An 11,933-nucleotide genomic window follows, 5' to 3' on the forward strand; every position below is an offset into this window, starting at 1 on the left:
AAGGCGTGAAAAGTGGCAAAATTTTAGATCTTTCATTTGAGAAATTAGTTGGAGAAACTTTCAATTTAACAGAAAGTGCCAATTCTAATGCTCATCAACTAAATTATATTTCAGAAATTAAGTCGTATCGACTTTGGATAGCTGGTACTTTTATCGATTTCCCAAAAGGACTTTCCTTTATAGATGATCTCAAAAAAACGAGTTTTATCGAGTTGAAGCTTTATGACAAGGCCCTTAATAATGGCCTTAAAGAAGTGCTCAATAGCCACGAGGACTTGGTGGTTTATATGATGGATGAAGATATTTTTATTGAAGCAAAAGAATATAAAGAAATAAAAAAAGCGGCTTAAGAGCCGCTTTTTTTTATAGTGTATTGTAATAATTTTTAAGCATTAATGCATCATCTTCTAGGTTTGGTGAATTACAAATCATATATCCACCACAACCATTCTTCTTAAGTGACTTAAGAAGATCTTTCCAGTTAAAGTCAGACTTCTCAAGGTTAAGATGCTTTAGATCACCTTTAGAGTTAGTGCTGATTCCTGAAATATGAATGTGCATATTTTTAACTGAGTCTTCACCTAGTTCCTCTTTGAGTTTTGCAATTACTTCATCAAACTCTTCTTCAGAGTTGTATTGATTAGTACGTGCATATAGGTGAGAGAAGTCCATACATGGGCGACAAGAGTCTACATTCTTAGTTAAGCTGATTAGTTCTTCTAATGAACCAAACTGTGAAGTCTTTCCTGTTAGTTCTGGACGAAGCTCGATTTCAATATCAAGTCTGCTTAGTCTTTCTTCGATTACATTCATTGATTTTTCAACTAAGTCGAATACATCATATGGAGAATCTTTCATATAGAAGGCAGCGTGGAAAGTCATTGATTCTGCACCACAAAGGTCAGAGATCTTTGCTGTTTGAATGATTCTTTCAACTGAAGAATCAATCTTATCCTGCTCCCTAGCATTTAGATTGATATAGTATGGGCCGTGTGAAGTTAATGGAACGCCTAGCTCATATGATACTTTTCTTAGATTAGAAGAAACTTCTTCCTTCATTCTTACGCCGTGTGCAAACTCAAGTTGCATACAATCAAGTCCAAGTTCGTGAATTCTTTTAACACCTTCTACTGGATTGTTCTTTTTAACTGTAGAATTAGGAACACCTGCTGTACCAAAAAGTAGCTTAGTATGCATTCAAAATACCCCTTCTGCTTATATTTAAAACGTTAATGCCTTGTGTATCACAATTACGTATTCCACAATAGTCGCGCTGCGAAATCTTGTGTCTGGCGCTTCATATATATGCGCTTTTGTCTAACTGTGATTCAGATGACTTATAGCCGGATTTTGGATTTGGGTCTATAATTAGAGAATATCTTGTAAAAAAAATAGGGACAAAAATTTGTTTAGTGTATTAATTTCATATTTATTAAGTCTTTTCATCGTCTTTATTCAGGTATTTTTCCTGGCCGGAGGCTTCATTGTATTTAGCACGAACTTACATATTTCGAGTTCGGTCGTACTTGCTACATTAATTTATGTAATTTCATTTACTTACATTATCCCTTCCGTCGTTTTGGCCAGACTAAACCCTGTTCGATTAGATAAGAAAGTACACGTGGCCATTTTTAATAAAATTAATGGGCTTCATTTTAGAGGTAATAAAGGTAGGTTGAAGTTTTTCGAGAGTAAGAATGCTCCATTTTTCATTATGGGCAGCCTGCTTGGATCAGGTTACGTCATTATAAACTCAACGGTCATAGAGAGTCTGGGCCCTTCTGAGATGGATAAATACCTGGAAGCAGAGCTTAGCTTCAACGAAACGATAAACGCTAAAGTATTGACTCATATATTAATCGTCCTGCTATTTTGGCGTGGTATTTTTAATTTCATTTTTAAGATTGCTAGAGCGGAAGCGGTCTTCCGCTATATGTTTGCGGTACCTAGGCGATTATTTAATCGACTTTCTAATAGTTTTAAAAGTTACCATTTCAAAAAACACGAGAGTGTGGATATGAGAGGTGTTGCTCAAAAAGTAATCTACTTAGAAAGCGCGATGATTAATGATGTTCACTTCAATGTGGCCTCTACAACGATGTGGTCAATTCTTCGTTCTCCAGATGAAATGGATGAAAGATTTCATCAAAGTGAGTTGCTATGAAGAACTTTTTTAAGTACTTCAAAGATTTAGATTTTACCAAATACTATCCAGCGCTTTTTACAGTTGTCTTTTTATCTGTACTTTTTCAGTATAAGTTTCAGTCTATTGAAGCGATCTTCTATGATTTAAGACTAAAGTTGGACATGACTCTTGTTCATGATGACAATATTGTCCTAATAAAAATTGATGAAGAAAGTGATGAGTTTTTAGGCGAGAGCTATCCATACACTTATACAACTTATTTAAAGCTATTTAGAAAAGTCTTAAAAGATAAGCCGGCCATTATTAATTTCTTTGGCGATTTGTCGGCTCCCTTAAATGAGAGAGAGGCAGCTTCATTACAATTACTCCACGATGAAATTAAGGCCTATATGAAACAAGGTGGGCTCTATCGCTATGCTACAGAACTTGACTCTTGGGGTGAGCGACTGCCGCCACAAGAGTTGAGAGATCTGGGATATTCACCGGCCGTGGTTAATATTGATAGTAAATTATTTGCCAAGGATGATGTTGTTAGAAGAATGGTTCTAAATATATCAGGAGAAGAGACTCTCGATTTTTGGACGGCCAACGAATGGAGAATTATTAATAATAAGGAGCCATTAGTATTAAATAAATTAAAGAGTGCTTACTATATGCCAGAAGCTGACGCGAGCTTTAGTTTATTTCGTTATCCTCTTAGATCACTTGAATATCTAGAAAAATTACCTGTTCACCGTGTTGTCGTAGGAAATATTCCTAGTGGCTATTTTAATGGCAAGGTCGTCCTTATTGGACCTTCATATATTTCAAATCTAAGACATTACGCAAAAACTCCATTTGATAAAGATCAAAAAAGAACTTCGAAATTAGAAATTCATGCCAATATGACAAAGGCATTAATGGAAAATCAGTTAATCTACTCTATACCTCTATGGGTAACGAAATTACTTTCAATGTTAATTGGTGTTGTCTTATCAATTGTTATTTCTAGGATTCAACCTGCAAAGGGTCTACTCATTACTTTTGGGATCATTGTTGGAACAGTATTGTTTTCGTATTTAATCTTTCTACTCTTTGGGCTTTGGCTTTATATTACCCATATCTTATTAACAGTTTTTGTCGTTTATTATATTTGGGTTCCTTTCAGGGCCATCGGTGAGTATCAAAGACGTTATAAAATTCAAGAAGAAACAAAGCTGTTGAAAAGAGTTGAGAATTTAAAGCAAAACTTTATCTCTTTAATGAGTCACGACTTAAAAACACCTGTCGCAAAAATTGCTGGTGTCGCAGATAATATGTTGCAACGAAATCGTGGTGGGGAAACCTATATGCATGATGGCCTAAAGACTATTATTGATTCAACAAAGGAACTTAATAATTTCATTACTTCGATCTTAGATTTAACGAAGGTAGAGTCTCGAAATATTTCTCTTAACTTACAGAGTAAAGATATTAATAAGATCATCGAAGACTGTGTAAATAGTTTAACTTATCTAGCTCGTTCTAAAGAGATGACTATTGAAACTGAGCTTGGCCCGTTATTTCCAATTGAAGTTGATGTTAGTTTGGTTAATCGAATTATTTCCAATATTGTCGAAAACTCCATTAAGTATGCTGGAGAAGGAAAGGAAATAAATATTAAGACTTGGGATGATGATACATGGGTCTATATTGAGATTTCTGATAATGGTGTCGGTATGGGCCAAGATGATGTTGATAATATATTTGAGAAGTTTTATCGGGTTAAAAATGATGCGTCCCATATTATTAAGGGAAGCGGTCTAGGTCTTTATCTGGTAAAATACTTCGTAGAACTTCATGGGGGTGAAATTTCTGTAACATCATCACCTGGAGAGGGAACTAGTTTTCTAATTAAATTTTTGAATAAATAAATGGAGTGCATATGCATAAGGTTTTAGTTGTCGATGATGATAAAGTTTTACAAACCTCTGTAAGAGAGGCCCTCGAATTTCATCACTTTGCGGTTGATGTTGCTGACAACGGAAAAGAGGCATTAAGTGCGGTTTATAAAACTAAGTATGACTTAGTTGTTATGGACGTAAATATGCCAGAAATGGATGGTATTGAAGCATTAACAGAAATCAAAAAACATGACCCTACTGTTATCGTTATTATTTTAACTGCTTATTCAAATGTTACAGATGCTGTTAAGGTCGTTAAAGAAGGTGCTTATAACTATCTCGAAAAACCAATTAGTTCTGATAACTTAGTTTCTTTAATAAAGCGAGCTCTCAAAGCTCGTTCATTAGTTGAAACGGTTGGCTTTTCTGCACCAGTTCTTTCTCTTGGTGATACTAAAAATAAATTTGTTGGTGAATCAGATGTTATGCAAAAGGTTTTCAATGTAATTGGAAAGCTAGCACAGGTTAATACTCCTGTTTTAATTCGTGGTGAGTCTGGAACTGGTAAGGAGTTAGTTGCTCGTGCGATACACTATAACGGTCCTAGAAAAGATGAGAAGTTTGTAACAATAAACTTAGCGGCCATTCCCGAAAACTTAATTGAATCTGAGCTATTTGGTCACGAAAAAGGTGCTTTCACTGGTGCTAATGAAAGAAAGATTGGTAAATTTCAATTTGCAGATGGTGGAACTCTTTTCTTAGATGAAATTGGTGATGTTTCTTCAACGATGCAAGTAAAGTTACTTCGTGTTCTTCAAGAGGGGACTTTTACACCTGTAGGATCAAATAGAGAAATTAAGGCGGATGTTCGTGTTATTGCAGCTTCTCACAAGCCATTTGAAAAAATGATTGAAGAAGGAACATTTAGAGAAGATTTATTCTACCGTTTAAATGTTCTTCCTGTTTATCTTCCTCCTTTAAGAGAAAGAAATACTGATATCCCACACCTTGTTGATTACTATGTTAAGTATTTTAACAATGTTCATAACCTAGAAATTAGTGGCCTTGATGATGAGGCGATGAAAATAATGCAAGGTCATGATTGGCCAGGTAATATTCGTGAACTTAGAAATGTTATCGAGCATGCTTTTATTATTGAAAGTGGTGACATTATTAAGGCGACGTCACTTCCTGATAAAATAAGAAAGTCCGTTACAGTTGATAATATTGTCGAAGAATCTCAGGCAATTATTGATTACGAGGAAATTAAAGACTCTGTATTAACAGATGCTGGTCAAGATGAACAACTTATTGCAAGTGCTCAAGGTTATCAATTTGTATTTGCGACAAGTGAAGTTGATGGTGAACTGAGACTAAACTTCTCTCAAGCTAAAGATATTTTTGAAAAAGAATTTATCATTCAGGCCTTGAAAATTAATAATGGTAAGATTAATCAAACAGCACTTAAGGCAAATATTCCTAAGAAAACTCTTCTTAGAAAGATTGAAAAGTACGAAATTAACCCTAAGGAATTTTATAAATGAATCGAATTTGGCAAATGACACTATTAATTGTTGGAATTCTTTTTTTAGATCAATTCTCTAAAGGTGCCATTCAATCTAGTTTTAAATTAGGAGAGACACTAACAGTTATCCCAGGTTTCTTTAATCTGACATATGTAAAAAATCCTGGTGTTGCATTTGGGATGGGGAGTGAATTTCCAGATGTCATCAGAATGATTCTTTTTAAGATTTTACCTGTAATTGCTTGTTTCTGGTTTGTATATCTAATTTGGGATTCAAGAAAAAAAAGTTATATGCTGTGTCTTGCTTATTCAATGATTTTTGCAGGAGCAGTAGGAAACCTCATTGATCGTATCTCTTTAGATTACGTAGTTGATATGTTCGATTTCTATTACAAGGGATGGCATTTTGCTGCATTCAATGTAGCGGATGCATCAATATCTGTTGCAGCAGGAATATATATTATTGATTATTTTTTAACTGAAGTACGTGGAAATAAGAAGAGTGCTCAAGCCTAGGCTTAAGCGCTCTCTTCTTCTGTATTTGATTCTTCGCTTGGTTTTTCTTTAGTGATTCCGAATTCGTTATGTAATTCGTTAAGTGACTCTTCTGAAACATAAAGTTCAGACTTAAGTGTCTCACGTCCCCAAATAGCAAAAGCATCGTTGTGCTCATACATTGTAATCGTTTCCCAAGGACAGTCTTGAGAACAGTTTTGACAACCGATACATCTAGCTAGGTCGATTTCAACTGTTTGATTAAATTGTGGGTTTGTTGGATTAGGACCTGGAACAAGTTCAATTGAATCAACCGGACAACCTTGAATACAGATTTCACAACCTGTACATCCTGACTGGTGAACAACAGCTAGTAGCTTTGGACCTTTCTTACCCTTACGTGCTGGCTTAAAACGTGCCGAGTGGTAAGGATTCTCCACTAAAAATTTAACATCTTCGCTCATTAGCAATTCCTAATACTAAGTTAATTAGCAGTATTTTAACGTATATCAACGCATCATAAAAGGGATTTTTGCCTGATTAAAATACATTAGGTATAGTCCTTTAGCAATATTGAAAGATAAAAAGCTTGGGTAAATAATTGTTTTTACCTAACGTGATATCAGAGGTTTACATTGAGAAAGTTAAGATTTGTCACAGCGGCCAGTTTGTTTGATGGCCATGATGTATCAATAAATATTATGAGAAGGCTACTACAGTCAAAGGGCGTTGAGGTTATTCACCTAGGACATAACCGCTCTGCTCAAGAGGTTGTCGATGCTGTTTTACATGAAGATGCAAATGCAGTTGCCATGAGTTCTTATCAGGGTGGCCACAATGAATACTTTGCATATGTTCGTGAGCTTCTTGATCAGGCCGGAGCGACAAATGTACGTATCTTCGGTGGTGGAGGTGGTGTAATCACTCCTAAGGAAATCAAGGCCCTTCACGATAAAGGTATTACGAGAATCTATTCTCCAGAAGATGGAATGAAGTTAGGTCTTGAAGGAATCATTGATGACATGATTGAGAGAGCAACTCATTCGACTCTAGATGGGTTCAAATTAGATGCTAAGGCGAAAGAGCTTCCAAAGACTCAACTTGCAAAAGTTATTACGGCCATTGAAGATGGTGCTGATATTGAAATCCCTTCTTCGGAAAAAAATATTCCAGTTCTTGGTATTACAGGAACCGGTGGTGCAGGTAAGTCATCTTTAATTGATGAAACTCTTTTAAGATTTCACCGTTTCTATCCTGAAAAGAAAGTTGCACTTATTTCAGTTGACCCAACAAAGAAGAAAACACAAGGTGCGCTTCTAGGTGACCGTATTAGATTAGGTTCTGCAAACTTTGAAAACTTCTATATCAGGTCACTTGCGACTCGTGATTCTGGAACAGAACTTTCTCCACAAATTAAAAAGACAGTTAACTTCTTAAAGGAGCAAGACTTCGATTTAATTATTGTTGAGACTTCTGGTATTGGTCAGGCTTCAGATGAAATTACAAAAATTTCTGATAAGTGTGTTTATGTTATGACTCCTGAATATGGAGCTGCAACACAGCTTGAAAAAATTGAAATGCTTGAGCAGGCGGACTTTGTTGTTCTTAACAAATTTGAAAAGCCTCGCTCTGAAGATTCAATGAGAGATATTAGAAAGCAATATCGTCGCAATCATCAGTTATTTGCTGGACATCCAGGTTCGCCAACAGATGAAGAACTTCCTATCTTTGGAACAATGGCGTCGAAGTTTAACGATGTCGGTGTAAACGCTTTATTCCAAGCAATTGCACAGACTTTTGATTTTGATCAGGCTCCGCTTGAGGGAATTATTGCAAATCGTGCAAGTAACGATAAGACAAGAATTATTCCGGCCGAAAGATCACTTTACTTAAGAGAAATTGCAAAAGCTTCTCGTGATTATAATCACGAAACTGAAATAAGAATGGAAAAGCTTCGCGATATCGAGGCCCTTGAGATAACAAGCAAGATTGTTCCAAGTAATGAAGTAGATGCAAAGCTTGCTCAGCTCAAATCAGAACTTGGCGAAGATGTTGAAAAAGAAATCGAACAATTCCAATCAGTCGTTAAACAATACCAAGACGGAACTTTCACATACCACGTACGTGATCGTGAGTTTAAAGTTGCGACAAAATACACTTCTCTTTCAGGCCTAGATATTCAAAAGGTAGGAACACCAAGATTCTCTTCTAAGGTCGATCAGTATCGATTTATTAGAGATGTTAATATGCCAGGGTTCTTCCCATTTGCTGCAGGGATTTTCCCATTTAAACGTACAGATGAAGATCCAAAGAGGATGTTTGCTGGAGAAGGTGGCCCAGCAAGAACGAATAAGCGTTTCCACTACTTATCTAAAGATGATAAGGCAAAACGCTTATCAACTGCATTCGACTCAGTAACTCTTTATGGAGAGGATCCAGACCTTCGTCCTGATATCTTTGGTAAGATTGGAGAAGCAGGGGTTTCAATTGCAACTGTTGAAGATATGGAGTTACTATTTGATGGTTTTGATCTTTCTGATCCATATACATCAGTTTCGATGACAATCAATGGTCCAGCTCCAATTATGTTAGCTTTTTATTTAAATACTGCTTTAAGGCAGAAGCTTAAAGGTGATGACTACTACGACACTGAAAAACGTCTCGCAATCCTTCAACAGATTCGTGGGACAGTTCAAGCTGATATCTTAAAAGAGGATCAAGCTCAAAACACTTGTATTTTCTCTCTTGAGTTTGCTCTTAAGATGATGGGAGATGTTCAAGAGTACTTCTGTCAGCAAAAGATTAAAAATTACTATACAGTTTCAATCTCTGGTTACCATATTGCTGAAGCAGGAGCGAACCCAATTACTCAGGTTGCTTTCACTCTTGCAAACGGTTTTACATTTGTAGAGTACTACCTTGCTCGTGGACTAAATATTGATGAGTTCTCGCAAAATCTATCTTTCTTCTTCTCAAATGGACTTGATCCTGAGTATTCAGTGATCGGACGTGTTGCTAGAAAGATTTGGGCAATCACAATGCGTGATAAGTATGGTGCAAACGATAAGTCACAAAAATTCAAATATCATATTCAAACTTCTGGACGTTCACTACATGCTCAAGAAATTGACTTCAATGATATCAGAACAACACTTCAGGCTTATTTAGCTCTATCAGATAATTGTAACTCTCTTCACACAAATGCTTATGATGAAGCGATTACAACTCCAACAGAAGAGTCTGTAAGACGTGCTATGGCAATTCAAATGATTATAAACCGTGAGTTTGGTTTAAATAAATCTGATAATCCAATGCAAGGTGCCTATGTTATTGAAGAGCTAGCAGACCTAGTAGAAGAAGCAATCTTAACAGAATTTGAAAGAATTTCTGATAAGGGTGGAGTTCTTGGTGCAATGGAAAGTATGTATCAAAGATCAAAAATTCAAGAAGAGTCTCTTTATTATGAGACACTAAAAGACTCTGGAGAGCTTCCTATCATTGGTGTAAATACTTACATTGCTGACAATATTGATGAGCAATTAAATCAAGAAATTGAGCTTTCTCGTTGTAGTGACGAAGAAAAGAAAGGTCAAATTTCTCGTTTAAATGATTTCAAAGAAAGAAATGCTGATAAATCTGAAGAAGCATTGAACAAGCTTAGAGAAGTTGCACTTTCTGGTGGAAATATATTTGCAGAGCTTATTGAAACAGTTAACTATTGTTCTCTTGGACAAATTACTAATCTACTTTATGAGATTGGTGGGAAGTACAGAAGGAATATGTAATGAAGAAGTCTAAGATCTACACTCGTACAGGTGATAAAGGTGAAACAAGTCTTGTTGGTGGACAGCGAGTCTCAAAGGCCAATGCACGTATCAATCTTTATGGAAACCTGGATGAATTAAATAGTTTTGTAGGTCTTTCACTTTGTCATATTGATGTTTCAAGAGTTAAGAATACTTTTAATTCAATTCAAGAAAACCTTTTTGTTCTCGGTTCTAACTTCGCAACCCTTAGAGAGGACCGAGACAATTTTAAGCTTCCTAAATTAAGTATTGAAGATATCCTTCATCTTGAAGGCGAGATCGATTATTTTGACTCTGTTGTTGATCCACTTAAATACTTTATCCTTCCTGGTGGAAGCGTTGCGGCCGCTAATGTTCATATTTGTCGAACAAAAACAAGGCAGGTAGAGAGAGAAGCTGTTGAAATAGGGGATGTCGATCCTATCGATTTAGAATATTTAAATCGATTATCTGATTATTTCTTTATCGTTGCACGATTTTTAAATAAGCATGAGAATATAAAGGATATTCCATGGGTTCCAAAGAAAGATTAGATTAGCATTACTTAAAGAACTTTAAGATTTTAGTCATAACAGTTTTATCTTCTGAATGAACTCTCTTCTTCTTTGTGACTTTCTTTTTTGTTCTTTTTATTGGTTGGTTTTTGCTTGCTTCAGCTTTTACTTTCTGCTTTTCTAATGAAAGATTATTTAACGCTAAGAAACCTGTTTGGTCTGCAAGGGCCGTTGTAGTTTGCGTGTTATCGTGCGCATCTTCATTCGGGTCAATTGGTCGAGTAAGGTATTTATACTCAAGCTCCGTTAGATCATTTAAATCGATACAAATAATACAGCTACCAATGCGAATTGTTTCGTAAATATAAAGGCGTTGATCACTTATGACTTTTTTATTGTTAATATAGGTACCATTAGTTGAGCCTAGGTCTTTAACAATAATTTCCTTATCTTTATAAGTAATTTCGAGATGTTTAGATGAAATTTTTGAGTCATCGATAGAAATATCAACCGACGACTTAGAGCGTCCAAAGCTTAATTTAGGTTTAATAAGAACCTTAGCTTTATTTTCACCGCTCTTAATAATCAATGAGATAGACATTGTTTCTTGCTCCTATATAAAGTATATCATCAATATGATATAATTTAGGTATTGGTCATTATTACCTACGTAATATTAGAGGTTTATATGAACGAGTTATTAAATGTGACGCCAAAAGCTGTTGCGCAAATAAAAAATATTTTCACGAGTGAAGATCGCTCAACTGAGGACTTCGGTTTACGCCTAGGTGTGATTGGTGGTGGTTGTTCAGGTCTATCTTATAATATCGATTTTGATGCTCCAAAAGATTCGGACAATATTATCGAATTAGAGGGGATTAAGATTCTTGTGGATCCAAAATCATCAATTTACTTAAGTGGTATTACTTTAGACTTTAAAGACGGCCTTAATGGTAAAGGCTTTGTTTTTGAAAACCCAAATGCAAAGAATACTTGCGGTTGTGGTGAAAGCTTTAGTGTTTAGGCCTTACTTTTAACTTTGGTTCTTTTCTTTAATTGTACTTTTCTTTTTTCCTCTTCAAGGGTGAAGCGAAGGGTCTTGTGAATATTGGAAATATTCTCTCCCCAAGCATTAGGTTCGTCCTGTCGAGAAAATTTAGAAAGCTCTAAGCTATTTAAAGATTTTTGATCTAGTCTGATACTAAAATTTCCCGCTGTTATTACATCGTATGTATATAAAGTGATTTCTTCCTCGATGCGTCTTCCATTAATATGGGTGCCGTTCTTTGAACCTAGATCTTTAACTAGAATTTCATCACCATCGAATAATATTTGAAAATGGACTGAAGATACTTTTGAGTCATTTAAGAATATATCAGCATCTTCTTTACTTCGGCCAAATGTTAAATTTGGTTTTAAAATTACAATATATGATTCTTGCTTTGATTGAATTTTCAGTTTAACGGCCATTTTATATCCCTTTTTTGAAATTGTATCACTTAGTGTAATTAAATTATATTTAATATTTTTTACCGCCTATGATTAAAGACTTGTGTTGTGAAGCGGTAAAAAATGTTGGCAAGGGTCTAGTAATTAGAAAGGCTG

General features: G+C 35.4%; 12 protein-coding genes. 8 read left to right on the top strand and 4 right to left on the bottom strand.

The window, feature by feature from the left end:
• The first annotated feature begins 5 nt into the window (after nt 1-5).
• Nucleotides 6-350, top strand: a complete 345-nt coding sequence (locus tag M902_RS10230; RefSeq protein WP_040314571.1) for a hypothetical protein — start codon at nt 6-8, stop codon at nt 348-350.
• Nucleotides 351-363: 13 nt separating this feature from the next.
• Here the strand turns inward: M902_RS10230 and M902_RS10235 are convergent, their stop codons facing one another.
• Nucleotides 364-1,197, bottom strand: a complete 834-nt coding sequence (locus tag M902_RS10235; RefSeq protein WP_021267579.1) for a TIM barrel protein — start codon at nt 1,195-1,197, stop codon at nt 364-366.
• A gap of 208 nt (nt 1,198-1,405) precedes the next feature.
• On the opposite strand from M902_RS10235, the gene M902_RS10240 reads away from it, so the two are divergent.
• From M902_RS10240 to lspA, 4 genes are read left to right on the top strand one after another with little or no spacing between them, the layout of a single operon-like run.
• Nucleotides 1,406-2,164 (top strand): hypothetical protein, encoded by a 759-nt coding sequence (locus M902_RS10240; RefSeq protein WP_021267721.1) that lies wholly within the window; start codon nt 1,406-1,408, stop codon nt 2,162-2,164.
• Nucleotides 2,161-4,038, top strand: a complete 1,878-nt coding sequence (locus M902_RS10245) for an ATP-binding protein (protein ID WP_021267447.1) — start codon at nt 2,161-2,163, stop codon at nt 4,036-4,038. The genes M902_RS10240 and M902_RS10245 overlap by 4 nt, the downstream gene beginning before the upstream one ends.
• Nucleotides 4,039-4,049: 11 nt before the next feature.
• The gene (locus M902_RS10250; protein WP_021267424.1) at nt 4,050-5,552 is read left to right on the top strand and encodes a sigma-54 dependent transcriptional regulator; all 1,503 of its coding nucleotides are present in this window, start codon (nt 4,050-4,052) and stop codon (nt 5,550-5,552) included.
• Entirely contained in the window at nt 5,549-6,049 is a 501-nt protein-coding gene (lspA, locus tag M902_RS10255; protein WP_021267640.1) for a signal peptidase II, read from the top strand. The genes M902_RS10250 and lspA overlap by 4 nt, the downstream gene beginning before the upstream one ends.
• A gap of 2 nt (nt 6,050-6,051) precedes the next feature.
• Here the strand turns inward: lspA and M902_RS16015 are convergent, their stop codons facing one another.
• Nucleotides 6,052-6,492, bottom strand: coding sequence for a 4Fe-4S dicluster domain-containing protein (locus M902_RS16015; protein ID WP_021267740.1), 441 nt, complete (start codon nt 6,490-6,492; stop codon nt 6,052-6,054).
• Between the two features lie 171 nt (nt 6,493-6,663).
• On the opposite strand from M902_RS16015, the gene icmF reads away from it, so the two are divergent.
• Nucleotides 6,664-9,813 carry a fused isobutyryl-CoA mutase/GTPase IcmF gene (gene icmF, locus M902_RS10265; protein WP_021267743.1) on the top strand — a complete coding sequence of 1,050 codons (3,150 nt, stop codon included), beginning with the start codon at nt 6,664-6,666 and terminating at the stop codon, nt 9,811-9,813.
• Nucleotides 9,813-10,367 carry a cob(I)yrinic acid a,c-diamide adenosyltransferase gene (locus tag M902_RS10270; RefSeq protein WP_021267650.1) on the top strand — a complete coding sequence of 185 codons (555 nt, stop codon included), beginning with the start codon at nt 9,813-9,815 and terminating at the stop codon, nt 10,365-10,367. The genes icmF and M902_RS10270 overlap by 1 nt, the downstream gene beginning before the upstream one ends.
• A gap of 7 nt (nt 10,368-10,374) precedes the next feature.
• On the opposite strand, the gene M902_RS16020 is transcribed toward M902_RS10270, so the two are convergent.
• A complete protein-coding gene (locus M902_RS16020) occupies nt 10,375-10,929 on the bottom strand; it encodes an FHA domain-containing protein (RefSeq protein ID WP_021267547.1) in 555 nt (184 codons plus the stop codon).
• A gap of 87 nt (nt 10,930-11,016) precedes the next feature.
• Between M902_RS16020 and M902_RS10280 the strand changes: the two genes are divergently transcribed.
• Nucleotides 11,017-11,352, top strand: a complete 336-nt coding sequence (locus tag M902_RS10280; protein WP_021267694.1) for an iron-sulfur cluster assembly accessory protein — start codon at nt 11,017-11,019, stop codon at nt 11,350-11,352.
• Here the strand turns inward: M902_RS10280 and M902_RS16025 are convergent.
• On the bottom strand, nt 11,349-11,798 hold the full coding sequence (locus M902_RS16025; RefSeq protein WP_021267708.1) for an FHA domain-containing protein: 450 nt from the start codon (nt 11,796-11,798) through the stop codon (nt 11,349-11,351). The two genes, M902_RS10280 and M902_RS16025, sit on opposite strands and share 4 nt — an antisense overlap.
• Nucleotides 11,799-11,933: the final 135 nt, after the last annotated feature.

The sequence above is a fragment of the Bacteriovorax sp. BAL6_X genome (genome assembly GCF_000443995.1).
GTDB lineage: Bacteria > Bdellovibrionota > Bacteriovoracia > Bacteriovoracales > Bacteriovoracaceae > Halobacteriovorax_A.